Source organism: Pseudomonas sp. IT-93MI4, from assembly GCF_949767635.1.
GTDB classification, from domain to species: domain Bacteria; phylum Pseudomonadota; class Gammaproteobacteria; order Pseudomonadales; family Pseudomonadaceae; genus Aquipseudomonas; species Aquipseudomonas putida_A.
The window spans coordinates 1-22599 of record NZ_CATKPP010000033.1 but is presented as its reverse complement, the minus strand read 5'-3'; the positions used below and the strand labels follow the sequence as shown (position 1 = coordinate 22599).

The window sequence follows — 22599 nt, the reverse complement described above, 5'->3', positions numbered from 1 at the left end:
GCTCGTGAACACGAAGACAGACTGCGCAGTGGCATCGGCATGACGTCGCAGCGCACCCGTGAACGTCTGATCCAGCGTCTATATGAAGAAGGCCTGTCCAACGCCAAGGTGCTGGAAGTGATCCGCCGTACGCCGCGTCATCTGTTTGTCGATGAAGCGCTGGCGCATCGCGCCTATGAAGACACCGCGCTGCCGATCGGCCACAACCAGACCATCTCCCAGCCTTATATGGTGGCGCGCATGAGCGAGCTGCTGCTGGAGGCGGGGCCGCTGGACAAGGTGCTGGAGATCGGTACCGGTTCGGGCTATCAGACCGCCGTGCTGTCGCAACTGGTCGAGCGGGTATTTTCGGTCGAGCGCATCAAGGTTCTGCAGGATCGGGCCAAGGAACGCCTGGTCGAGCTCAACCTGCGCAATGTGGTGTTCCGCTGGGGCGATGGCTGGGAGGGCTGGCCGGCGCTAGCGCCATACAACGGCATCATCGTCACCGCAGTCGCGACTGATGTACCGCAGGCCTTGCTCGATCAACTGGCACCGGGTGGACGGATGGTGATTCCGGTTGGCTCGGGGGAAGTGCAGCAACTGATGCTGATCGTGCGTGAAGAACACGGCTTTTCCCGTCACGTATTGGGAGCTGTGCGCTTCGTGCCATTGCTCAATGGCCCGCTGGCCTGAGCATTTGTTTGCGGGCGCTGAATTCCTTGCGCCGGCCTGTGTCTTACACCGGCAGTGATGGTTTAAACGCTACGAATTGTCCAAGGGCAAACGTGTGCGTGAAGCGTTTTCGCATCTTTAACGGTAAAGCCGGTTCGGCCCGTTATACTTGCGACACTACTTGCCGCGATTCGGCATTCCACATATTTCAGCCACCACAAAGGGAGCGGCGGGTGAGTCTCACAGTCATTGCGCAGCGTATGGGTAACACGAGCTTTCAGCGCCTGGTGACTGGCCTTGTATTGAGCACCCTGCTGGTCGGTTGCTCCAGCACCAAATCGAGCAACGTGCGGGTGGTCGATCGCAACAGCGCGGCGGCCCAGCGTCCGGCCGTCACGACCGGGCAGTATGTAGTCCGTCCGGGCGATACGCTGTTTTCCATCGCTTTTCGCTACGGCTGGGACTACAAAGCCCTCGCGGCCCGCAACAATATTCCTACGCCGTATACGATCCACCCGGGTCAGACAATTCGCTTTGACGGCCGCACCGGTTCAACACCGACAGCGGTGGTGAGCAACGGCAGTTCCGCGCCATCATCGTCGAGCAAAACCACGGTAATCCGGCGCCAGGCGAATGGCACGACGACCACCACCGTGACCGGCTCCGGAGCCGCTGCTGCGGGGGCTGCACCGTCCGTCGCGAACAAATCGGCTCCGGCTCCGATGCCTCCACCGGGCCCGGCCCCGACCGGCTGGGGATGGCCATCTAATGGCATTCTGATTGGAAAATTCTCTTCAAACGGTAGTTTGAATAAAGGAATTGATATCGCCGGAGATTTGGGACAGCCTGTTTTAGCTGCGTCTGATGGGACGGTGGTTTACGCCGGGAGTGGCTTAAGGGGCTACGGCGAATTAGTCATCATCAAACACAGCGAAACCTACGTCAGTGCCTACGGACATAACCGCAGGCTGTTGGTACGGGAGGGGCAGCAGGTCAAGGTCGGACAGACAATTGCCGAAATGGGGTCCACGGGTACAGACCGGGTGAAACTGCATTTTGAGATTCGCCGCCAAGGTAAACCTGTAGATCCGCTGCAGTTCCTGCCCAAACGTTGATTTGAGGCCAGCCTGTTCCGTCGCGTAGAGGGGACAGGCTCCAGCGCTGCCAAGGATAAAGGCGTCGCTTGAGCTTGGGGTCGAACTCACCAAAGGACTATAACAATGGCTCTCAGTAAAGAAGTGCCGGAGTTTGACATCGACGATGAGGTTCTCCTTATGGAGGCCGGCATCGATTCGGAATCTTCGATGTCGAATGATGAAGGGGCTGCTCCACCTTCCGTTCGTTCCAAATCCAGACAATCCGCTTCACTTAAACAACACAAGTACATCGACTACACTCGGGCACTCGATGCCACGCAGCTGTATCTCAACGAAATCGGCTTTTCACCACTGCTCTCCCCGGAGGAAGAAGTTCATTTTGCGCGACTGTCGCAAAGTGGCGACCCTGCCGGGCGCAAGCGCATGATTGAAAGTAACCTGCGGCTGGTCGTGAAGATTGCCCGGCGTTACGTCAATCGGGGGCTGTCGCTGCTGGATCTGATCGAAGAGGGTAACCTCGGCCTGATCCGCGCAGTGGAAAAGTTCGATCCCGAGCGTGGCTTCCGCTTCTCGACCTACGCGACCTGGTGGATCCGTCAGACCATCGAGCGCGCGATCATGAATCAAACCCGGACCATCCGGTTGCCGATCCATGTGGTCAAGGAGCTCAACGTGTACCTGCGGGCGGCACGGGAGCTGACGCAAAAGCTCGATCACGAACCCTCACCCGAAGAAATCGCCAACCTGCTGGAAAAACCGGTGGGCGAGGTCAAGCGCATGCTCGGCCTGAACGAGCGGGTTTCTTCGGTCGATGTCTCGCTGGGTCCGGATTCGGATAAAACCCTGCTGGACACCCTGACGGATGACCGTCCGACCGATCCATGTGAACTGCTGCAGGATGACGACCTGTCGCAGAGCATCGATCAATGGCTCTCAGAACTGACCGACAAGCAGCGCGAGGTGGTCGTACGCCGCTTCGGCCTGCGCGGCCATGAGAGCAGCACGCTGGAAGACGTAGGCTTGGAGATCGGCCTGACCCGGGAACGGGTGCGGCAGATCCAGGTGGAGGGCCTCAAGCGCCTTCGCGAAATCCTCGAGAAGAATGGCCTGTCGAGCGAGTCGCTGTTTCAGTAAGCGCCTCACACGCCTGCCGCAAGAAGCCCCGACTGGTTCGGGGCTTTTTTATTGCTCGGATATTGGCTGATGACTGTCTGTGGCGAGGGAGCCTGCTCCCGCCGGGTTGCGCAGCAACCCAAAAAATTCATGAGCGCTACGCACTCAAGCGGGAGCAAGCTCCCTCGCCACAAAGTTCATTGCCGGACAAATGGTCAGCATTTCCATCGTTTGTAGTCTCGCGGTGTAAGCCTTGGCTTACTCTTTCGTAAGCGTTCCCCATTTTTGCAGGACGGTAGACGTCGACTTCTGCCGAGAGTCGTATTTAACCAATTGATTTATATGCTTATTTTTTAATATGAAGTGCTTATTACAGCGACTTTCACCCCGCCGGGCCGATTGCTCTCGGCAGGGAACTCTCTAGTATCAGCACTGTGTCGACGGACAGACACGCCCTTCAAGGAAGAGGGGAACGGACATCGCAGGACGCGATTCATCAGGACGATGAAAAGGAATACAGGGAATAGGGAAAAAATGTGGGCGGGTCAAACCGCCCCTTTTTTTGCCTGTAGAAAAGTAAATTCCGAAAAAGCAAAAAGGCCCGCAAGGGGCCTTTTGGTAACGCGCGACAGATCAGCGTTCGAGGTCTTTGATCTTGCCTTTGACGCCATCCCACTCTTCGGCATCCGGCAGCGATTCTTTCTTCTCGGTGATGTTCGGCCAGATTTCGGCCAATTCAACGTTCAGTTGAATGAACTCCTGCATATCCTCCGGAACTTCGTCCTCGGAGAAAATCGCGACGGCCGGGCATTCCGGTTCGCACAGGGCGCAGTCGATGCACTCGTCCGGGTGAATCACCAGGAAGTTCGGGCCTTCGTAAAAGCAGTCCACCGGACAGACTTCTACGCAGTCGGTGTACTTGCACTTGATGCAGTTGTCGGTGACGACGAAGGTCATTTCTAATTTTCTCCTCAGGCGGCGGCAGCGTAGCCCCTTCACGGTTGGGGTCGCCAGGTTCGGGAGCGATGTCTGCCAGCCAGGCTATTAGCCAGCAGCATCCCAAACCGCGCGAGATTCTAACAGCTTGAAGCCGTTTGCGTTATATCCGGTTCTTCGCTGCTTAGATCCGGTTCTTAAGTGCATATAACAATTCGAGCGCTCGACGCGGGGTCAGGTCATCGAGATCCACTTTCGCCAACTCATCGAGCACTGGGTGCGGCAGGCTGGCAAACATGTCGCTCTGCTGGGGGACCGCCGGTTTGCCTTTGACGGCAGGCTTGGGCGCTTCATGCGGCAATGCGGTGTCTTCCAGTCGGCTCAGGTGCTCACGGGCCCGCACGATCACTTCACTCGGCACGCCGGCCAGTTGCGCCACCGCCAGGCCGTAGCTCTGGCTGGCAGGCCCCGGCAACACGTGGTGCAGGAACACGATGCGCTCGTTGTGCTCAGTGGCGTTGAGGTGCACGTTGGCCACCAGCGGCTCGGCTTCCGGCAACACGGTCAGTTCGAAATAGTGCGTGGCAAATAGAGTATAGGCACGCAGATGCGCCAGACGCTCGGCGGCGGCCCATGCCAGGGACAGACCGTCGAAGGTGCTGGTGCCGCGACCGACTTCGTCCATCAGCACGAGACTGCGTTCGGTGGCATTGTGCAGGATGTTGGCGGTTTCGCTCATCTCGACCATGAAGGTCGAACGGCCACCGGCCAGGTCATCGCTGGAACCGATCCGAGTGAAGATCCGGTCCACCAGCGACAGTTCGCAACTGGCCGCCGGCACGAAGCTGCCGATATGCGCCAACAGTACGATCAACGCGGTCTGGCGCATGTAGGTGGATTTACCGCCCATGTTCGGGCCGGTGATTACCAGCATCCGGGTGTTGTCATCCAGGCTCAGGTCGTTGGCCACGAACGGCGTGGTCAGCACCTGCTCGACCACCGGGTGACGACCCTGGGTGATGCGCATGCACGGCTCGCTGACGAAGCGCGGGCAGTTCAGGTCAAGGTTCAGCGCACGCTCGGCAAGGTTGCTCAGCACATCCAGCTCGGCCAATGCGCCGGCAGTGTCCTGCAGCGGTGGCAACTGGCTGATCAGGTCTTCCAGCAGCGCCTCGTAGAGCATTTTCTCGCGAGCGAGGGCACGGCTCTTGGCCGACAGCGCTTTGTCTTCAAATTCTTTCAGCTCGGGCGTGATGAAACGCTCGGCGCCCTTGAGCGTCTGGCGACGGATGTAGTCTGCCGGAGCCGATTCCGCTTGCTTGCTCGGCAGTTCGATGAAGTAGCCATGAATGCGGTTATAGCCAACTTTCAGGTTGGCCAGACCGGTGCGGGCTTTTTCCCGGGCTTCCAGATCGATGAGAAACTGGCCGGCGTTTTCGCTCAGCGACTGCAGCTCGTCGAGTTCGCTGTCGTAACCGGTTTTCAGCACGCCGCCGTCGCGGATCACCGCTGGCGGGTTGTCGATGATGGCTTTTTCCAGCAGCGCCGCCAGTTCCGGGTAGGTGCTGGTGGTAGTCGCCAGGCGTTGCAGGTGCGGTGCTTCGAGGTCGGTCATCGCCACTTGCAGTTGCGGCAGGGCACCGAGCGCATCGCGCAGGCGAGCGAGGTCACGAGGGCGCGCATTGCGCAGACCGATCCGCGCGAGAATCCGCTCGATGTCGCCGATTTCCTTGAGCTGCGGCTGCAGCTTTTCGAAGCGATAGCCGTCGAGCAAACAAGTGATCGAGGTCTGGCGCGCCAGCAGCACGGTCAGATCGCGCAGCGGACGGTTCAGCCAACGGGTCAGCAAGCGGCTGCCCATGGCGGTCTGGCAGCGATCAACCACCGATTGCAGGGTGTTGTCGCGACCACCAGCCAGGTTAGTGTCGAGTTCGAGGTTGCGGCGGCTCGCGCCGTCGAGCACCACGGTGTCGTCCAGACGCTCATGACGCAGGCTACGCAGATGGGGCAGGGCGGTGCGCTGGGTTTCCTTGGCGTAGGCCAGCAGGCAACCGGCGGCGCCGATGGCCAGGGTCAGGGTTTCGCAACCGAAGCCTTTCAGGTCTTGTGTGGAAAACTGCTGGCAGAGACTTTTCAGCGCTGAATCACGCTCGAAATCCCACGGCGCGCGACGACGCACACCACGGCGTTTTTCCGCCGGCAGGTCTTTCGGCCAATCGTCCGGGATCAGCAGCTCCACCGGGTTGACCCGCTCCAGCTCCGCCAGCAGGTTTTCCCAGCCCTTGATCTCGAGCACAGTGAAGTTGCCGCTGGTGATGTCCAGCACTGCCAGACCGAACAGGCGCTCGTCGCCTAGCACGGCGGCAATCAGGTTGTCGCGGCGTTCATCGAGCAGCGCTTCGTCGCTGACTGTGCCCGGGGTAATGATCCGTACCACCTGACGTTCTACCGGGCCCTTGCTGGTGGCCGGATCGCCGACCTGCTCGCAGATCACTACCGACTCGCCGAGCTTGACCAGTTTCGCCAGGTAACCTTCCGCCGCGTGGTAAGGAATCCCGCACATCGGGATCGCTTGCCCCGCCGACTGGCCGCGCGCGGTCAGAGTGATGTCGAGCAACTTGGCCGCCTTCTTCGCGTCTTCATAGAAGATCTCGTAGAAGTCGCCCATGCGATAGAACATCAGCTGATCCGGGTGCTGATTCTTCAGGCGCCAGTATTGCTGCATCATCGGGGTGTGGGAGGACAGGTCGGAGACGGCTTTATTCATCGGATTGTCAGGTAACTCGTTAAATGATGTAGGGCAAAAGCGAGGGCAACCGCCGGGCTTTTCCGCGATGGGCGCAAGGTTACCATGGGCGGTCGGCTCGACGCAGGCATGACGGCCGGCTGACACTTTTTGCGTTTAATTGTGATTGATGCACGATTTATGCAAATCAGCATTTGTCTTCGGAAAAAACTTCAAGCACTATGCGCGTTATGCAAAAACGCAACGTATCCTCCGTCTTAAGAGCACTGCTCGACCAGCACGGGATCTCCCCCACGGAGCTCCACCGTCGCACCGGCGTGCCTCAATCAACGCTCTCGCGGATTCTCAGCGGGAAGATCGTCGATCCTTCGGATAAACATATCTCGAAGATCGCCGAATACTTCAATGTGAGCACCGATCAATTGCGTGGCCGCGCCGATGTCGCGATCGCGACCGATGGCGCGCGCGATGACGCGCATGCGGAACTCAAGGACATAAGCCTGTGGGACGACGATACCCCTGTCGATGACGACGAGGTGTCGGTGCCCTTTCTTCGTGAGGTTGAATTGGCTGCTGGATCAGGAAGATTCGTCATCGAAGAGAGCGAACGCTCTAGCCTGCGCTTCGGCAAGCGCAGCCTGCGCCACAACGGTGTGCAGTTCGACCAGGCCAAATGCGTGACGGTGCGCGGTAACAGCATGATGCCGGTGTTGCGTGACGGCGCCACGGTCGGAGTCAATGCCGGCAAGTGTGGCATCGGCGATATCATCGATGGCGACCTGTACGCGATCAACCACAACGGTCAATTGCGCGTGAAGCAGCTCTACCGCCTGCCGACCGGTATCCGTCTGCGCAGTTTCAACCGTGATGAACATCCGGACGAGGACTACAGCTTCCAGGATATGCAGGACGAGCAGATAGTCATCCTTGGTCACGTCTTCTGGTGGGGCATGTACGCTCGATAGGTACTCCCCTTCGCATAAAACCCGCCTCATGGCGGGTTTTTTTTCGCCTGAACAAAACCCTCGGCGCCTTGATTTATGCGGTCTGCATGCGTCCGTGCATTCATCGCGCATAAATAAATGCATTTATGCATTGACTGTATATGCATCCATGCATATTCTTGCCACCAAGCCGCTCGACAAAGCGGCTGGCAACAACAGCTCTTTAGTTCCACAAGAACAGGCAGCGATGAACCGGCCTCAACGGTTCAGAGGGTTGGCAACTGACCCGGGTGTGCAGCGTAAAGCACCAAGAGCAGTTATCCGGCGGGCAGGGACCGCGGTCGGAAAAACAATTTGAATGGACTCGTACCGCGCCAGTAGCGCCGAAAAGTCAGCTTCCTTCTCGGATACGGGATTTGAAGGAAGGCGAAGGAACGCATTACTGAAAAGCCCGGCGTAATGCCGGGCTTTTTGGAATGCCTACCTTGTTCGCAATAACCCCTGAGGCGTTACCCATCAATCCTTTCACGGAAGAGAAACCCGAATATGTTTAAGAAATATCTTGCTCCGTTCCTGGCCAGCGCAATGTTGCTCGGTGCAGGCACGAATGTGCTGGCAGCCAACTTGTTGGTCAACGGCAGTTTTGAACAGTCGACCTGCGGTGGTGGCTGCATTCTGGACACTCCCGCCAAAACCAATGCGATCACCGGCTGGACAACCTTTCTGTCCGGTGCCGAGTACTTCAACATGCCAAATGCAATTGGCGGCTCCGTCGCAGCCGACGGCGTGATGATCGTAGATCTGGCCAATTATGTTTATGGCAATGGTGGCGGGATTCAACAGAACTTCGCCACGACCATCGGGGCGAAGTACCGACTCACCTTCAGCGCAGGTAATTCGCGGTTTGCCAGCCGCTCCGGTGACGGTGTCATCCAGGTCAAAGTGGCCGGGCAAACGTCGACGTTCAATACCCCGACGGCTAAAGGTGTTGCAGTGGAGTGGAGCACCATCACTTACGAATTCACCGCCATCACAGCGCAGACAACGCTCGCGTTTTTCAACGAGCAAAACCCGAACGCCAACTTCGCCTTTATCGATAACGTCATTGTTGAGCGCCTGTAGCGCCCATAACCGGGGAGCAGCGTGGGTTGGCTTTTCACCGTTCTTTATTCATCCGCACTTACAGGAGGCGTGACATGACAAACGAGCAACAAGCGTTGGCGGACATGCCGATCTGGCTGGTCATCCTCCTCGCTGTAGTGGGCGGGGTGTCCGGCGAAATGTGGCGCGCCGACAAGGAGGGCGCCCGTGGCTGGTCATTGCTGCGGCGTCTGGCCCTGCGCTCCGGCGCCTGCATGATCTGCGGAGTCTCGGCGATCATGCTGCTGTATGCAGCCGGGCTTTCGATCTGGGCGGCCGGCGCCTTCGGTTGCCTGACCGCCATGGCCGGGGCCGACGTGGCCATCGGTCTGTACGAACGCTGGGCCGCCAAGCGCATCGGCGTCTGCGAAGTTCCCCCGCCGCGCGATCCCCAGTAACTCAAAACTTTCCTGCCTCGCTGCAACTGATGCGGCGGGGCTGCGCGTGGACAATTGAAAAGGAGGTCATGCATGCCCGCACCGATCCAGCAGCCTTCGCAGCTGTTCACGGCGATGGCGACAACCTTGCGCAACAGCGCCGGCCTGAATCTGCAGGTCGGCAATCACGACGACTTCACAACACCCGGCGCTCAGGCCTGGGCGTTGATCGACTTCGACCGTAATGCACCGGGTGCACGTGCCGCTGACGGGCGAATTGCCCACGTCATGACGGTATCGCTGCAAGTCATTCCGGCACTTTCTGCGAGCGCATTTGCCGCCTGCGACCTGATCGCCGTACTGAAAAACCTGATCACCGACAACCGTTGGAACCTGCCCGGCGCTCAATGTGATCTACCGATGAACATTGATGGTTTGCCGTCAGTGCTCACACGCGCCGAGCAGCAATACAAGGCATGGACGCTGACTTTCACCCAGACCCTCTACCTCGGTCCGACGCTGCTCGACGACCCGCTCGGCACGCCGAAATTCGCCCGTACCTGGGAAGTCAGCGACATCGACGACCCCGACCAATACACCGCGCTGGAGGCCTGACCGATGTTCGACGCATTACTGCGCATGCAACTGGGGCCGATCATCGAGCGGCTGGCCGAGATGGAAGCGGAAATCGACGACCTGCACCGCCGAGCCGAGAGTTTCTGTCGCATCGGCGTCTGTCAGGCAGTCGATGCCGCGAGCAACACCTGCCAAGTCAGCCACGGAGGATTGCTCACGCCGGCGATCAAGTTCTTCAACCCGAGCGCCGGAGCGCAGAGCGAGTCACGAATTCCCAGCGTGGGCGAGCAGTGTCTGCTGCTCAACTACGGCAGCGGTGAAAGTGGCGCGCAAAGCGTGGCGTTGTTTGGTTTGAACAGTGACCGCTTTCCACCGACGGCAACGGTACCGACGCTGACGCGCCGGGTGCATGTCGATGGCACTGAAAGCGGCTACGACGACGCTACACACACCCTGCACTGGCAGAACGGCCCGGCGGCTTTCACCGGTTCTCGCGAATCGCTTGCACTGAGCATCGGCCCGGCACAACTGACGATGACGCCACAGCTGATCAGCCTGCAACTGGGCGGCGTCGGCCTGAGCATCGACGCCTCGGGCGTGCACTTCAGCGGCCCGTTGGTGGATCACCAGGGCCGCGTCATCAGCCCCTGAATCAAGAGCTTCCCATGATCGGAATCGATAGAGACTCCGGGGCCACGGTCGACGACTGGCTGCAGTTCGTGCAGCGCGCGACCCGGGCCCTGACCACGCCGCTGGGCACCCGGCAAAAAAGGGCCCTTTATGGCTCGCTGATCCCCACGCTGCTGGGGCAGAACCTCGGTGACGACGTTCTGCTTCTGGCCCAGAGCCACGCGGCTCAGGCGTTCTACAACACGCAGAACGGGATCAGTGATTTTCAGCCGAGCGTGATCGTCGCCAGCCGTCACGGCGCCGGTCTGCTGCTGCGTTTCGCCGGCACCTGGAAAAACCGTCAACAGACATTCGAGGTCGTGACATGAGCATGTTGATCCCCGGCCAGAACCAATTGGCCGAACCGGCGCTGATCACCGTCGACGCCTTCGAAGACTTGCTCGCCGAGTTCAAGACTTTCGTCGTCGAATACGTCGGCGCCCGGGCGCCGGACAGCGCGGCGAAACTCAAGACCAGCCTCGACAACGAGAGCGAGCTGCTGACCTTGGCGCTGGAAGCCTTCTGCGTGCGTCTGCAAACCCATGAACGCAAATACAACGCCCGCATCAAGCAGATGCTGGCGTGGTGGGCGACCGGCAGCAACCTCGACGCCCGCCTAGCGGACATGGGCCTGGAGCGCCAGTTGCTCGATGCGGGTGACCCTGCGGCATTCCCGCCGGTACCACCAATTTATGAAAGCGACGACGACGCCCGGCTGCGTTATTACCTGGCGCCACATGCCCCGGCAGCGGGCTCGCGAATGCAGTATCGCCGCGAGGTATTCACCCTCGGTGAACGGCCGACAGTGAAGGTCGAATCCACCGACGCCGGTGTGGTGAATGTCACCTACACCTTCAACCCGGACGGCCTCGCTGCACAGGTCAAGGACGGCAACGGTCGCCGCACGGCGCCTGGCGAAGTGCAGGTCACGGTGTTGTCGCGAGACGGCGATGGCACGCCATCCGCCGCATTGCTCGATGGCGTGCGTCAGCACTTCGACCGCCCTGATGTGCGACCGGAAACCGACCTGGTCACGGTCAAGGCTGCGGACATTCAACGCTACAAGATTCGTGTGGTGGCCAAGATCAATTCCGGCCCCGACTCGGGCCTGACCAAAGTCGCCGCGCAGCAACAATTGCAGGCCTACGCCGACAGTTGCCATCGCCTCGAAGGGCGGGTCGACCCGAGCTGGATCGACTACACGCTGCACAGCGCTGGCGCCGTGCAACTGCAGATTCTTGAACCGCTGGAGCCGATCATCACCAGCGCCTTCGAGGCGCCGTACTGCACGGCGGTCGAGGTCGAGGTGCTGACACTATGAGTGAGCCAACGCATAGCCCGACGTTGCTGCCGGCCAACAGCTCTCCACTCGAACGTGGACTGGATCTGGGCTTCGGCGCACTGCTTGATCGCATCGCGCCGCCGTTTCCCGAGCTGATGAATCCGAGCGAAACACCGGTCGCATTCCTGCCGTATCTGGCAGCGGATCGCGGTGTCGCCGAATGGAGCACCAGCGCACCGGAAGCGGAAAAGCGCCTGACCGTCGAACTGGCCTGGCCCACCGCACGCCAGGCCGGTACTCGCAAGGCGTTGGAAAACGCGGCCAAGGGTTTGCAACTGCGCCCCGACATCCGCGCATGGTACGAACAGACGCCGCCCGGCGTGCCTTACAGCTTCAGCGTGCGCGCCTTCAGCGACCAGCCCTACAGCGCAGAAATCGACGCCCGTCTCGACCGACGCCTGGCCGATGCCAAGAGCGAACGGGACCTTCTCTCGGTAACAGTTGGCTTGAGCGCGTTCGGCAGTCACTCCATCGCCGCCGCGACCTTTTGCGGTGAGCTGACGACGATCTATCCGGTATTCATCGAAGGGCTTGAAACCTCTGGCGAGGCGTTCATGGCCGCAGCTTTGTACACCGTCGAAACATCCACTATTTATCCCCAGGGGGCCTGAATGGCTGACTATTACACCCTGCTCACCAACGCAGGGATTGCCTACGAAACGGCGTGCAAGGCCGCGGGCGTGCCGATCAAGTTGACGCAGATTTCTGTCGGCGACGGCGGCGGCGCGGTCTACAACCCGGCCGCGACCGCCACCGCGCTGAAACGCGAAGTCTGGCGCGGGCCGCTCAATGCGCTGTTCCAGGACGAGAAGAACCCGAGCTGGCTGCTCGCCGAAGTGACCATTCCGCCGGACGTTGGCGGTTGGTACGTGCGAGAAGCGGGGCTGTGGACCGACACCGGGATTCTCTACGCCATCGTCAAATATCCGGAGTCGTTCAAGCCGGTGCTGGCGACGTCGGGCTCGGGCAAAGAGTTCTACATTCGCTCGATTTTCGAGACCAGCAATGCGTCGTTGGTAACGCTGCTGATCGATGACACGGTGGTCAAGGCCACACGTGCCTGGGTCATGAGTTATCTCGCCGAAGAACTCGGCAAACTCGATGGCAAGCAATCGGTGCGCGTTGCGGCCTCCACCAACATCGTGTTGAACGGTGCGCAGCAAATTGACGGTGTCGCCGTGGTTGCCGGCGACCGTGTGCTGCTGGCGAACCAGACCTTGGTCAAGGACAACGGCCTGTGGATCGTCGCCAATGGCGACTGGGTGCGGGCGACTGATGCCAATACCAGCGCCAAGGTCACGCCGGGCCTGACGGTCATGGTCGAGGAGGGTACGGCGAACGGCGATTCGCTGTGGCACCTGACCACCAACGCGCCGATCACCCTCGGCACCACCGCGCTGACGTTCAAGATGCTCGCCGGGCGCACGGGGATTGCTGCCGGGACTTACAAGAGCCTGACGGTTGATGAATATGGTCGAGCGACGGCAGGTGCGAATCCTGAAACGTTGGCCGGGTTTGGCATCAAGGATTCCTACACCAAGGCTGAAGTCGAGGCGTTGATTGCCAAGGCATCGGCATTGCCGGTGGGTTCGATTGTGGCGTTCCCGGTGGATGCACCGCCGCCGGGTTTTCTGGAGCTGGATAACAGCGTCAAGAGCAGTGCGACTTACCCGGACTTGAGCGCTTATCTGGGAGGCAAGTTCAACAAGGGTGATGAGGGCGTCGGGAATTTCCGTTTGCCGGAAGCGCGTGGGGAATTTTTACGCGGTTGGGATCATGGACGGGGAGTCGACCTGGGACGTCAAGTCGGTAGCCTTCAGGCTGATGATTATAAAAGTCACAGTCACCGGTACTTTGACAGCGTAGCTGCAAACATTGACCCTTTTGGGGGGACGGGCGCTGGAGTTGTTAACGGTGTCGTAACACCTCCCGCTACGGGTGGGTATCTGGCAACTTCAGGGCCTGATTCAAACAATCTGACGTCGCCCACAACTACCGTCAATGCAGGGGGAAATGAAACTCGCCCACGCAACATCGCCGTCATGTGGTGCATCAAAGCCTGGAACGCCCCGGTCAATCAGGGAACCATCGATGTAGCCGCACTGGCCAAGGAAGTCGAACGGCTCAAATCCGCTGTTCCGGTGGGGGCCGTTCTGGCATTCCCGACGGGGATCGTCGCGCCGGGTTATCTGGAACTGGATGGCAGTGTGCAGAGCATTGCGACTTATCCGGATCTGGCGGCTTTTCTCGGTACCACTTACAACAAGGGAGATGAGGGCGCGGGCAACTTCCGCTTGCCGGATTCGCGCGGTGAGTTTCTCCGTGGTTGGGATCATGGGCGTGGTGCTGACACGGGGCGGGCAATTGGTAGCTGGCAAGTAGGCACCGCAACTTATGGCGATGGTGATGGTGTCAATCTGCCGATCCCGAACCTGAATGACCCCAAACATGTGAGGGTTCTTGGGCTTGAGTACGACACGACTCCGGCGGTTGTCGAGTCCGTGACGGTTAATGGCACGACTACTGCTGCCTCGCAAGGGCTCAACATGGATGGAGTGCAGACTCCGGGTACCGCCTATATCGGCGTGGACTTCATGCGGTCAAGGCCTCGAAACCTCGCCGTCATGTGGTGCATCAAAGCTTGGAACGCACCTATCAATCAGGGAAGCATCGACATCGCCTCTCTGGCTACTGAAGTCAAACTGGCTCGCCTAAATGGTGCGGAAGTAGGCGCCATGCGTAATCTGAGAATATCGCTGCCTGTCGCTACTTCCGTTGCAACGGTTACTGCTGATCAACTGATTGTCGAGCAACCGGGTGTCGCGCAGTACAAGTTGTCGAATCTCAATCTATCGCTCGATCTGACAACCGTCGGTGCAGGTGGCATGGACACCGGTATCGCTCCAGCAAACGGCAGTGTCGGGATTTACGTCATCTACAACCCCGAGTTGAAGGTTGCGAAGCTGCTGGGCGTCAATGCGACATTGAGTACCGCTCCTGAAATTTATGCGGGCACGAATATGCCCGCCGGTTATAGCGCCAGTGCGCTGGTCAGCGTGTGGCAAACCGGTGCCAGTCGATTGATGAACCCCGGCATTCAACATCAGCGTTCAATTTCCATTGCTCGGACGGTAGTGCTGGAAAACGGCATGTCGATGTCGCCGACACCGATCTCGCTGGCCTCTGTTGTTCCGAAGAATGCAAAAACCGTCGGTGGCTACATTCATTACATTGGTAGCGCTGATTTTCCGGGCGGTGGCTCTCTGGGGCTTTCTCCGGATGTTACCGAAGTAGGTATGAAAGCATGCGGCATTGGTGGAATCGTCGGACTGGGTGTTCTAAGTCCGTTCTCGGACCTGGTCATGGCGACTCCACAGATGATCTATTACCGTCTCTATGCGTCGGTCTCTCGTGCAAACGATGTCCACATCTCCCAATACACTTTTTAAGGAGTCATCTATGTTGAGAGCCTACTCAAATGTGGGGACGACCTTTCGATGTGTCGCCTCGGACTGGCCATTGGCTGACGGTGAAGTACTCTTCGACCATGAACCCACCCTTCAGGAACTGGAAAACTCATTTGGTTTCGCGAACGGCGAGCTGGTCTTGAAGCGCCAATTGGACCTGATTGCGCAGGAGCGATTTCGCCGAGAAGGTTCGGGTATCGTGGTCGCCGGTTTGATTATCGATTCATCCCGTGACAGTCAATCGCTGATTGCTGGAATGGCGGTTTCCGCGATGCTCGATCCTGAATATCGTTGCAGCTACAAGTCTGTTGCCGGGTTTGTCGATTTGACAGCTCAACAGATCCTGCAAATTGCACAGGCTGTACGGTCTCATGTTCAGGCCTGTTTTGATCGGGAAAAAGCGCTGTCCGAGTCTGCTCGAGCAGGAACGTTCGGCAACGAAATGCTGACCGAGGGCTGGCCAGATTCCTTGCCTGAAACGCCAGTCCCAAACCTTCAGTAAAACACCCCTGCACCCCGGGGCGTTTTCTTGTCCGCTTAAAACAAATCAACACCCGCCAAGCCCCTCCCCACGAGGGGCTTTCCCGTTTATGGAGAAACGAAAAATGGCAACCCGCCAAACCTACACCGTGCTCGTTCCATTCCCCACCGGCGGTGGGCACTGGTCGAGCGTCGGTCAAGACCTTGATCTGCTCGACGTCGAGGCCAGTGCGCTGCACAGCGCCGGTCGACTGGAACTGAAAACACCCTCCACCCAGGCCAAAAAGGCCGCTGCCAAGAAGGCTGACTAACCATGGCTGAGGTTTTGAACTTCGAGCACAACGGCATTACCGTCAATGCCACTGAATCCCCCGAGGCCATGGGTGGCCTGGGTGACAACGTCATCGGTCTGGTCGGCACCGCGCCGAAAGCCGATCCGCTGATTCCGCGTAACGCACCGTTTCGCATCAACAGCTTCACCACTCATGCACTGCTCGATCCGACCGGTTCGGAAGAGGGCACCCTTTATCACGCGGTTTACCAGATCCTCAAAGTGGTCAAGGTGCCGGTGTACGTGGTGATCGTCGAAGCGGGCGCAACCCCGGCCGACACTGTCAACGCGGTGATCGGCGGTGTTGAGCCAGCCACCGGCCGCAAACTCGGCCTGGCCGCACTGGGCAGCGTCCCGGAAGACCTGACCATCATCGGCGCGCCGGGCTTCACCGGCAGCAAAGCGGTGGCCAGTGAGTTCGCTTCGTTCGGCAAGCGTATCAAGGCCCGTGTGGTACTGGACGGCAAAGACGCTTCGGTCGCTGATCAAGTGGCGTACAGCCAGGAACTGGGCGGCGCCGACCTAGGCTTCGACCGTTGCCTGGTGGTGCACAACATGCCCGCCGTGTACTCGAAAGCCGCGAAGAAAAACGTCTTCCTCGCGCCGTCCAGCCTGGCGATTGCCGCGCTGGCCAAGGTCAAGCAGTGGGAGAGCCCGGGCAACCAAGTGACCTACGCCGAAGACGTGTCCCGCGTCGTTGAGTACAACATCCTCGATACCTCCACCGAAGGCGATCTGCTCAACCGCTACGGCGTGAGCTACTACGCCCGCACCGTGCTCGGTGGCTTCTCGCTGCTGGGTAACCGTTCGATCACCGGCAAGTTCATCAGCTACGTCGGTCTTGAAGATGCGATCAGCCGCAAGCTGGTCAAGGCCGGCCAGAAAGCCATGGCCAAAAACCTGACCAAATCGTTCATGGATCAGGAGGTCAAGCGCATCAACGACTGGCTGCAGACCCTGGTCGCCGACGAAACCATTCCTGGCGGCAGCGTCTATCTGCACCCGGAACTCAACAGCGTCGAGAAGTACAAGAACGGCACCTGGTACGTGGTCATCGACTACGGCCGCTACGCGCCGAACGAACACATGGTTTATCAACTCAACGCCCGCGATGAAATCATCGAGCAGTTCCTGGAGGACGTTCTCTAATGTTTACCAACCGCGTAAGACAGGCCATCGCGGCCACCCTGCAAGGCCTGCCGTTGTCGGCGACCGTTGAGGAGTTCACCCCGCCGAAAATCGATTTCGACATGGAAAGCATGACGGGCGGGCGCTTCATCGTTGAGGAAATGGCCAAGAGTGCCAAGGCTCTGAACGCCACGCTCAAGCTGCAAGGCACCGGTGCAGAAGTGTTGCTGGCGATGGGGGTGAAGCTGGGCGACGACATCCTGCTGAACGTGCGTGAAGCCGGTCAGGATCAGGACGGCAACACCTGGTTCACCTATCACACCATCGGCGGCAAGCTCAAAACCATGGGTGAAGACGCGATCAAGATGGGCGGCAAAGCCCTGACGACTCTGGAGTTCTCCTGCCGCACCTACAACCGCCTGGAAAACGGCATCCCGGTGATCGACATCGACGTACGCACCCAGAAATTCGTGCTCAACGGCGTCGACATCCTTGGTGATGCGCGCCGTGCGGTGCTGATGCCGTAGTCCGTTACACCGCAAAACCTGTGGGAGCGAGCCTGCTCGCGAAGAGGCCATCACATTCGCTACCTATGTGACTGTAAGACCGCTTTCGCGAGCAGGCTCGCTCCCACACTGGGTCGGGTTGACTGGCCCCATTGCGCAATACCCCCTCAAGAATCACCAAGGAATTCATACATGTCGTGGATGCCACCCAAGCATGACCTGCTGTCGCCGATCACCGGCGACGACGGCGCGCAGATCGAACAGATCCAGCTCAAGCCGCTGTTCTACGCCGCGCAAAAAGAAGCGCTGGAACGCGCCGGCGATGATGAAGACGATCAGTTCTTCGAACTGGCGCTGCTCGCCACCGGCCTGTCGGTCAAGGAACTCGACCAGCTCAAACGCCCGGACTACGTGAGCATCGCCCAGTACGTGCACGAGATGTCGACCCGTCCGGCGTCGTACTTTCTGGAGCAGGTCGAGGATGCAGAAAAGTCCGCCGATCCTGACCAGGTGCAACTGCTGCAACCGCTCGCCGTGACTGGCCGCACCGTGACCTCGCTGTCGCTGGAAATGCCGGCACTGCGCGCCACCAAAGTGATGAAGAAACTGAAAACGGCCAAGGAACGCGCCGAGTTCATCACCGCGCATTGCACCGGTCTGATGATCCCCGATCTGGCCCAACTGAGCGTCCCGGACTGGACCCAATTGCAGGTGCGCATCGACGATTTTTTAAACCAGCCGGCGGCCTACTTTCGGAACGCGACATCGAAGTAATCCTCGATATCGTCCCGCTCATTTACCCGGTAAGTGAAGCGGAGATTCTGGAATGGGACGCCGAAAAGGCGTTGCGCCGCTACGACATAGCGATCACTCGCCTTGGCGTGAAACAGGAGTAGAGCGGCATGGCAGACACATCGTTTTCGCTGATGTACGCCGCGCAAACCGGCGGCGCGGGTTCCGGTTTGTCGGCAGGGGGATCGGCCACAGACAGCCTGATCAACCCACTGTCCGAACTGAAAGAGGCGCTGCTCACGGCCAGCCTGGACATCCGCAGTCTGGTGCGTGAACAGATCAAACTCGGCGCCGTTGTCCTGGGGCTGAACACGGCCTTGGCATCGTTCAAGGTGCCAATGGTAACTGCCGCACCGGCGGCTGGCGGCGAAAGCAAGTCAAAGCTCAAGGCTGAGATTGAACAACGCTCGCCTCCGGCCTACCTGCAATCGGCCATGGCCCTGGAAACCGCCATGGCCCAGATCAAGCAGGTTCAAGGCCTGAGTGGCGACCTCGACACGCTGTCGAAAGCCAACCTTGAACTGGCCACCGACAAACGAGTTGCCGGCAGTGGGGCGACGGTCGTGGATCTGGTGCAGGTCGAAGTCGCGGCTGGCCGATCCGGGATTGGCGCGGGTCTCAAGGGCGCCGACAAGGAACAGGTGCTGCTGGACTTTGCCCAGGATGCAGCGGTCAATGCGTCGGCGTTCGGCATCAGCCTGAAGTCGGCCGGTGAAATGCTGTCGGCCTGGCAATTGTCGATGAAACTGGATCGCACTCAAGGTCAGCTGCTGGCCGATGCGACTCAGCATCTGGGCAACAGCGGACTGAATGCGACGGCTGCCGACATCGGCTCGGTCGTGCAGCAATCCGGCGAGTCGGCCGTTGCAGTGGGGATCCTGCCCGAGCAGTTGGCGGCGCTGTCAGCCGCGTTGCTCAACGCTGATGTCGACAAGGCCGGTGCCGGCGCGGCGGTGAAACGTATCAGCGCAGCCCTGGACAAAGGCACCCAAGGCTCGGCGGCCGAGCAGTCGGCGTGGAAGGCGTTGGGCCTTGATCCCGGCAAGTTGACTGAAAACGTACCGGACAACCTTGTCAAAGCGTTGGCGGCATTGAAGCAACAACCGGCAGAGCAGCAAACGGAGCTGGTCAAGACACTTTTCGGTGGTAACGACGGTGTGCGCAAACTGCTGGCGAAACCCGAAGACCTGCAAAAAGCGTTTTCGCTGGTTGCGCCGGCCAAACTGGAAGGAACGTCGACGCTTGTGCCATCGCAAGCGACCCAGGGCAGCCTCGCATCGCCATTCAAGGGTGAGGGGGGCGTGCGCCAGTGGATGGGCAAGCCCGGGGAGGCTCAGACGCCGCTTTCATTGCTCAAGCCTGATGATCCACTGACACCGGCTTACAGCGGCGCGATTCAACGCAGCGCCGAGCCTGCGGGTAAAGATCCTCAGCGAAGCTGGAACGCGTTCGATGCCAGTCTCAATCGTCTGATCACGGCGTTGGCACCGGATGCGACCGGCACGCTGGACTCGCTGACGAATATGACCAATGGCGTGGCCGATATGGCTGAAGCCCATCCCAAGACCTCGACGGCATTGGCCCTTGCGGGCGCTGGACTGTCGGCCATCGTGGTGGCGGTGATGGCCAAGGCATTCGGCAATTTCACCGACAAGCTGCTCAAGGGCGTCGCTTCAAAATTGCCGCTTGGTCTTGGCGGTTTGATTGCCGATATTGAAGACCCGAAAGCCAAGAAAACGTCTGCCGGAAATGGCGCGGGTCATGACTGCTGCTGCAAACCGCTGGGCGGCGGGACAGGCGACAAACTCAAGCCTCGCCGGTCAAGCACCAAGCCTCGGGTCAGACGTGAACAAACCGGTCGAGGCGGGAAAAGCCCCCGCACGGTGCCTCCTCGGCCACTACGGATCAGTGCACCGCCGGCGTCGCCGGCACGACCCGTTCTGCCCCGCATGTCCGGCACGTCCTGGCCGGCAAGCATGACCGCATTTGCAGGGTCATCAGCCGTCAGTCCTGCCCCGGCCGCTTCACTGTCCGGTTCTTACGCCAAGGCAGGCAGACTGCTTGCCAAACGGGCACCGCCGCTGCGGTTGCTCAGTGCCGGATATGAAATGGTCACCGGCGTCATGAAGGGCGATACGCGTGCCGTCGTGTCGTCCGGTGCCTCGTTGGCCGGGTCTTCTGCTGGGGCCGCCGTCGGTGCAGCACTTGGCACGTTGATTTTGCCCGGTGTGGGCACGGCAATTGGCGGGTGGCTCGGAAGCATGGCGGGGGGCGCGATCGGTGAATCCTTGGGCGACAAGCTAGGGACACAAGTCGATCGTCTCGGCTCACCTGCACAGGTCAGCAAAGACCTTATCGCGACTTCGGCGATTTCCACGATCCCCGGGGCACCTGCGATCACAGCCGCCAGCCAGCCGGTCACGTTCAACTCAACCATTAACATCAATGGTCAGGACCAGACCAGCGCCCAGGCACTGGCCAATCTGGTGGTGCAAACCACCATGGGGCAGTTGGGCCAGATCATGCCGACCAATTCCCTCGCCACACGACGTGACGCAGCCCTGACCGATGGAGTCGCCACATGAAACAACAAATGGCCTTGGGCAGTTTCATCTTTGGCCTGTCACGCGGCTTTGCCTACAGCAGTTTTCTGCGCAAGTCCGACGGCGGCTGGACGGAACTGCAGATTCTCACCAGCAAACCCAAGTCCCATCAAATTGGCCAGAAACCCGAAACCCTGACCATCACCGGTAAATCAATGTACGCGGTGGCCATGGATCGGCTGGATGAGCTGCGGGCGCTGCAAGCCCTTCTTGTGCCGCTACCGCTGATTGATGGCATCGGCCGTAATTGGGGCCTGTGGCGAATCACCATGGTTCAGGAAACCCAGACCTGCATCATCGATGATGGTACGGCAATGGTGGTCGACTGGACCCTTGAACTGGCGGAGTTCAACAATGCGTAAGGTACGAAGCATGGCCGGCGATTCGGTGAATCTGTTGCTCTACCGTGAAACCGGTCGCAGCGATGACAGCGCCGAAGAAGCCCTGTGGAAACTCAACCCGACCTTGGCCGAACGTGGTCCGATTCTCCCGGCAGGTGTCTGGGTGACACTGCCGGAACTCGACAGCAAACCCGCCGCGATCAAACCGGTTCTGGCCTGGGACTAAGGAGGTTGCATGACACAGGGATTCACCCCGGCGATCGAAATCTACGGGGCCAACAAAGACTTGCTGAATCAGCGTCTGATCAGTTGGGAGCACGTTGATGCTGCCGGGATGGAGTCCGATCAACTGACACTGGTGATCGACCTGGAAGGCCTCGAAGGCTTGCCGACCCTGGGCGGAACCATCGGCCTGCGGGTGGGTTATCTGGAATCCGGGCTGGTCGAAAAGGGCCAATTCAAGGTGACCAGACTGACACCAACGCTGTTCCCGCTGCGCCTGACGCTGGTCGCTACGGCCGCGCCTTTCAGCGGCAAGGACGAAACCGGATTCAAGGAACGGCGTACGGCCAGTCATGGCCCCACCACCCTTGGCGCACTGTTTCGCGAACTGGTCTCGCGGCACGGTTTTTCGCCGCGCGTCGATCCTGAACTGGCGCTGATCCGGATTGCTCATATCGACCAGTCGAACGAAACCGACATGAGCTTCATCACGCGACTGGCAAAGAAGTACGACGCGGTGGCCAAACCGTTCAACAACCTCTACGTGCTGGCTAAACCGGCGCAGTTGAAAAACCTCTCGGGCCAGGTGATACCGGACGTCAGGCTGTCGGTGACCAGCAACAATCGGCCGGGTGATCACGCCTTTATCAGCGCGACACTGGAAGAGACTGCCCGCACCCAGAATCAGGGTTGCAAGACCTGCTTCTGGGACGGTGCTCTTGGCAAGCTGCAGGAGGTGATCACCGGTTCCGCGCCCTACAAGGTCATTCGCCAGAAACAGGCGAGTGAAGAAGAAGCCAAGGCCATCGGCGAAGCCGAAGTGCGCAAGATGCTGCGCGAGAAATACAAGCTGAAGGTCACTTGCCCGGGCGACCCGCTACTGGCTGCCGAAGGCCTGTTGGTACTCGATGACACCTGGCCAGACTTCATGCGCGGTCGCTGGTCGATCGAAAAAGTCACCGCCAGCGGCAAGCGCGAGGAAAGCTATCGCTGCCTGATCGAAGCAACCGGCCTCGATCCCAAGGCGGACGCCAAAGCCTGATCACTCTTTCTCAGAGCGACAACCCCCCCTGTGGGAGCGAGCCTGCTCGCGAAAGCGGTGGATCAATCAACACTGTTTTTGAATGTAAGTCCG

Annotated in this window: 23 protein-coding genes; 21 read left to right on the top strand and 2 right to left on the bottom strand. The window is 59.6% G+C overall.

The window, feature by feature from the left end; genetic code table 11:
• Nucleotides 1-39: 39 nt before the first annotated feature.
• From ACM6I7_RS14680 to rpoS, 3 genes are all read left to right on the top strand, one after another.
• Nucleotides 40-675, top strand: coding sequence for a protein-L-isoaspartate(D-aspartate) O-methyltransferase (locus ACM6I7_RS14680; protein WP_169841266.1), 636 nt, complete (start codon nucleotides 40-42; stop codon nucleotides 673-675).
• 212 nt (nucleotides 676-887) lie between these two features.
• Nucleotides 888-1769, top strand: a complete 882-nt coding sequence (locus tag ACM6I7_RS14675; protein WP_027611047.1) for a peptidoglycan DD-metalloendopeptidase family protein — start codon at nucleotides 888-890, stop codon at nucleotides 1767-1769.
• Between the two features lie 105 nt (nucleotides 1770-1874).
• Nucleotides 1875-2885 (top strand): RNA polymerase sigma factor RpoS, encoded by a 1011-nt coding sequence (gene rpoS / locus ACM6I7_RS14670; protein ID WP_007964304.1) that lies wholly within the window; start codon nucleotides 1875-1877, stop codon nucleotides 2883-2885.
• A 612-nt stretch (nucleotides 2886-3497) separates the two neighbouring features.
• Here rpoS and fdxA read toward each other — a convergent pair.
• Nucleotides 3498-3821 carry a ferredoxin FdxA gene (gene fdxA, locus ACM6I7_RS14665; RefSeq protein ID WP_003222178.1) on the bottom strand — a complete coding sequence of 108 codons (324 nt, stop codon included), beginning with the start codon at nucleotides 3819-3821 and terminating at the stop codon, nucleotides 3498-3500.
• A gap of 163 nt (nucleotides 3822-3984) precedes the next feature.
• Nucleotides 3985-6567, bottom strand: a complete 2583-nt coding sequence (gene mutS / locus ACM6I7_RS14660) for a DNA mismatch repair protein MutS (protein WP_027611048.1) — start codon at nucleotides 6565-6567, stop codon at nucleotides 3985-3987.
• Between the two features lie 209 nt (nucleotides 6568-6776).
• Here mutS and ACM6I7_RS14655 point away from each other — a divergent pair, with 209 nt between their 5' ends.
• The 18 genes from ACM6I7_RS14655 (at nucleotide 6777) to ACM6I7_RS14570 (ending at nucleotide 22506) form a co-directional block, all read left to right on the top strand.
• Nucleotides 6777-7511: a LexA family transcriptional regulator gene (locus ACM6I7_RS14655; protein ID WP_414888793.1), complete on the top strand. Its 735-nt coding sequence runs from the start codon at nucleotides 6777-6779 to the stop codon at nucleotides 7509-7511.
• A gap of 525 nt (nucleotides 7512-8036) precedes the next feature.
• Nucleotides 8037-8612, top strand: coding sequence for a DUF642 domain-containing protein (locus ACM6I7_RS14650; protein WP_027611050.1), 576 nt, complete (start codon nucleotides 8037-8039; stop codon nucleotides 8610-8612).
• Nucleotides 8613-8686: 74 nt separating this feature from the next.
• Nucleotides 8687-9028, top strand: a complete 342-nt coding sequence (locus tag ACM6I7_RS14645) for a phage holin family protein (RefSeq protein ID WP_003222183.1) — start codon at nucleotides 8687-8689, stop codon at nucleotides 9026-9028.
• Nucleotides 9029-9100: 72 nt separating this feature from the next.
• Nucleotides 9101-9622, top strand: a complete 522-nt coding sequence (locus ACM6I7_RS14640) for a hypothetical protein (protein ID WP_096795842.1) — start codon at nucleotides 9101-9103, stop codon at nucleotides 9620-9622.
• A 3-nt stretch (nucleotides 9623-9625) separates the two neighbouring features.
• Complete coding sequence (locus ACM6I7_RS14635; RefSeq protein WP_414888792.1) at nucleotides 9626-10234, top strand: phage baseplate assembly protein V; 609 nt, start codon at nucleotides 9626-9628, stop codon at nucleotides 10232-10234.
• 14 nt (nucleotides 10235-10248) lie between these two features.
• Nucleotides 10249-10581 (top strand): phage baseplate protein, encoded by a 333-nt coding sequence (locus tag ACM6I7_RS14630; protein ID WP_414888791.1) that lies wholly within the window; start codon nucleotides 10249-10251, stop codon nucleotides 10579-10581.
• On the top strand, nucleotides 10578-11573 hold the full coding sequence (locus ACM6I7_RS14625) for a baseplate J/gp47 family protein (RefSeq protein WP_414888790.1): 996 nt from the start codon (nucleotides 10578-10580) through the stop codon (nucleotides 11571-11573). The genes ACM6I7_RS14630 and ACM6I7_RS14625 overlap by 4 nt, the downstream gene beginning before the upstream one ends.
• On the top strand, nucleotides 11570-12205 hold the full coding sequence (locus tag ACM6I7_RS14620; protein ID WP_414888789.1) for a phage tail protein I: 636 nt from the start codon (nucleotides 11570-11572) through the stop codon (nucleotides 12203-12205). Before ACM6I7_RS14625 ends, ACM6I7_RS14620 begins: the two co-directional genes overlap by 4 nt.
• Nucleotides 12206-15043 (top strand): phage tail protein, encoded by a 2838-nt coding sequence (locus ACM6I7_RS14615; protein ID WP_414888788.1) that lies wholly within the window; start codon nucleotides 12206-12208, stop codon nucleotides 15041-15043. It abuts the gene before it with no gap.
• A gap of 10 nt (nucleotides 15044-15053) precedes the next feature.
• Complete coding sequence (locus ACM6I7_RS14610; protein ID WP_096795847.1) at nucleotides 15054-15563, top strand: DUF4376 domain-containing protein; 510 nt, start codon at nucleotides 15054-15056, stop codon at nucleotides 15561-15563.
• Between the two features lie 103 nt (nucleotides 15564-15666).
• Nucleotides 15667-15852 carry a hypothetical protein gene (locus ACM6I7_RS14605; protein ID WP_007964321.1) on the top strand — a complete coding sequence of 62 codons (186 nt, stop codon included), beginning with the start codon at nucleotides 15667-15669 and terminating at the stop codon, nucleotides 15850-15852.
• Nucleotides 15853-15854: 2 nt separating this feature from the next.
• A complete protein-coding gene (locus tag ACM6I7_RS14600; protein WP_096795848.1) occupies nucleotides 15855-17021 on the top strand; it encodes a phage tail protein in 1167 nt (388 codons plus the stop codon).
• A complete protein-coding gene (locus tag ACM6I7_RS14595) occupies nucleotides 17021-17527 on the top strand; it encodes a phage major tail tube protein (RefSeq protein WP_201135673.1) in 507 nt (168 codons plus the stop codon). The genes ACM6I7_RS14600 and ACM6I7_RS14595 overlap by 1 nt, the downstream gene beginning before the upstream one ends.
• Nucleotides 17528-17698: 171 nt before the next feature.
• Nucleotides 17699-18280, top strand: coding sequence for a phage tail assembly protein (locus ACM6I7_RS14590; protein ID WP_096795850.1), 582 nt, complete (start codon nucleotides 17699-17701; stop codon nucleotides 18278-18280).
• Nucleotides 18281-18408: 128 nt separating this feature from the next.
• The gene (locus ACM6I7_RS14585) at nucleotides 18409-20883 is read left to right on the top strand and encodes a phage tail tape measure protein (RefSeq protein ID WP_103370573.1); all 2475 of its coding nucleotides are present in this window, start codon (nucleotides 18409-18411) and stop codon (nucleotides 20881-20883) included.
• The gene (locus ACM6I7_RS14580) at nucleotides 20880-21263 is read left to right on the top strand and encodes a phage tail protein (RefSeq protein ID WP_346650960.1); all 384 of its coding nucleotides are present in this window, start codon (nucleotides 20880-20882) and stop codon (nucleotides 21261-21263) included. The genes ACM6I7_RS14585 and ACM6I7_RS14580 overlap by 4 nt, the downstream gene beginning before the upstream one ends.
• Nucleotides 21256-21468, top strand: a complete 213-nt coding sequence (locus ACM6I7_RS14575; protein WP_007964330.1) for a tail protein X — start codon at nucleotides 21256-21258, stop codon at nucleotides 21466-21468. The genes ACM6I7_RS14580 and ACM6I7_RS14575 overlap by 8 nt, the downstream gene beginning before the upstream one ends.
• A 9-nt stretch (nucleotides 21469-21477) precedes the next feature.
• Entirely contained in the window at nucleotides 21478-22506 is a 1029-nt protein-coding gene (locus tag ACM6I7_RS14570) for a phage late control D family protein (RefSeq protein WP_346650959.1), read from the top strand.
• The last annotated feature ends 93 nt before the right edge of the window (nucleotides 22507-22599 follow it).

Excerpts from the sequence above, each read along its gene's own strand:
- ACM6I7_RS14630 (WP_414888791.1), top strand. The coding sequence starts at position 10,249 with ATGATCGGAATCGATAGAGACTCCGGGGCCACGGTCGACGACTGGCTG.
- ACM6I7_RS14645 (WP_003222183.1), top strand. The coding sequence starts at position 8,687 with ATGACAAACGAGCAACAAGCGTTGGCGGACATGCCGATCTGGCTGGTC.
- ACM6I7_RS14655 (WP_414888793.1), top strand. The coding sequence starts at position 6,777 with ATGCAAAAACGCAACGTATCCTCCGTCTTAAGAGCACTGCTCGACCAG.
- ACM6I7_RS14600 (WP_096795848.1), top strand. The coding sequence starts at position 15,855 with ATGGCTGAGGTTTTGAACTTCGAGCACAACGGCATTACCGTCAATGCC.
- ACM6I7_RS14610 (WP_096795847.1), top strand. The coding sequence starts at position 15,054 with ATGTTGAGAGCCTACTCAAATGTGGGGACGACCTTTCGATGTGTCGCC.
- ACM6I7_RS14590 (WP_096795850.1), top strand. The coding sequence starts at position 17,699 with ATGTCGTGGATGCCACCCAAGCATGACCTGCTGTCGCCGATCACCGGC.
- fdxA (WP_003222178.1), bottom strand. The coding sequence starts at position 3,821 with ATGACCTTCGTCGTCACCGACAACTGCATCAAGTGCAAGTACACCGAC.
- ACM6I7_RS14620 (WP_414888789.1), top strand. The coding sequence starts at position 11,570 with ATGAGTGAGCCAACGCATAGCCCGACGTTGCTGCCGGCCAACAGCTCT.
- ACM6I7_RS14595 (WP_201135673.1), top strand. The coding sequence starts at position 17,021 with ATGTTTACCAACCGCGTAAGACAGGCCATCGCGGCCACCCTGCAAGGC.
- ACM6I7_RS14625 (WP_414888790.1), top strand. The coding sequence starts at position 10,578 with ATGAGCATGTTGATCCCCGGCCAGAACCAATTGGCCGAACCGGCGCTG.
- ACM6I7_RS14575 (WP_007964330.1), top strand. The coding sequence starts at position 21,256 with ATGCGTAAGGTACGAAGCATGGCCGGCGATTCGGTGAATCTGTTGCTC.
- ACM6I7_RS14580 (WP_346650960.1), top strand. The coding sequence starts at position 20,880 with ATGAAACAACAAATGGCCTTGGGCAGTTTCATCTTTGGCCTGTCACGC.
- ACM6I7_RS14585 (WP_103370573.1), top strand. The coding sequence starts at position 18,409 with ATGGCAGACACATCGTTTTCGCTGATGTACGCCGCGCAAACCGGCGGC.
- ACM6I7_RS14605 (WP_007964321.1), top strand. The coding sequence starts at position 15,667 with ATGGCAACCCGCCAAACCTACACCGTGCTCGTTCCATTCCCCACCGGC.
- ACM6I7_RS14650 (WP_027611050.1), top strand. The coding sequence starts at position 8,037 with ATGTTTAAGAAATATCTTGCTCCGTTCCTGGCCAGCGCAATGTTGCTC.
- rpoS (WP_007964304.1), top strand. The coding sequence starts at position 1,875 with ATGGCTCTCAGTAAAGAAGTGCCGGAGTTTGACATCGACGATGAGGTT.
- mutS (WP_027611048.1), bottom strand. The coding sequence starts at position 6,567 with ATGAATAAAGCCGTCTCCGACCTGTCCTCCCACACCCCGATGATGCAG.
- ACM6I7_RS14615 (WP_414888788.1), top strand. The coding sequence starts at position 12,206 with ATGGCTGACTATTACACCCTGCTCACCAACGCAGGGATTGCCTACGAA.
- ACM6I7_RS14635 (WP_414888792.1), top strand. The coding sequence starts at position 9,626 with ATGTTCGACGCATTACTGCGCATGCAACTGGGGCCGATCATCGAGCGG.
- ACM6I7_RS14680 (WP_169841266.1), top strand. The coding sequence starts at position 40 with ATGACGTCGCAGCGCACCCGTGAACGTCTGATCCAGCGTCTATATGAA.
- ACM6I7_RS14640 (WP_096795842.1), top strand. The coding sequence starts at position 9,101 with ATGCCCGCACCGATCCAGCAGCCTTCGCAGCTGTTCACGGCGATGGCG.
- ACM6I7_RS14570 (WP_346650959.1), top strand. The coding sequence starts at position 21,478 with ATGACACAGGGATTCACCCCGGCGATCGAAATCTACGGGGCCAACAAA.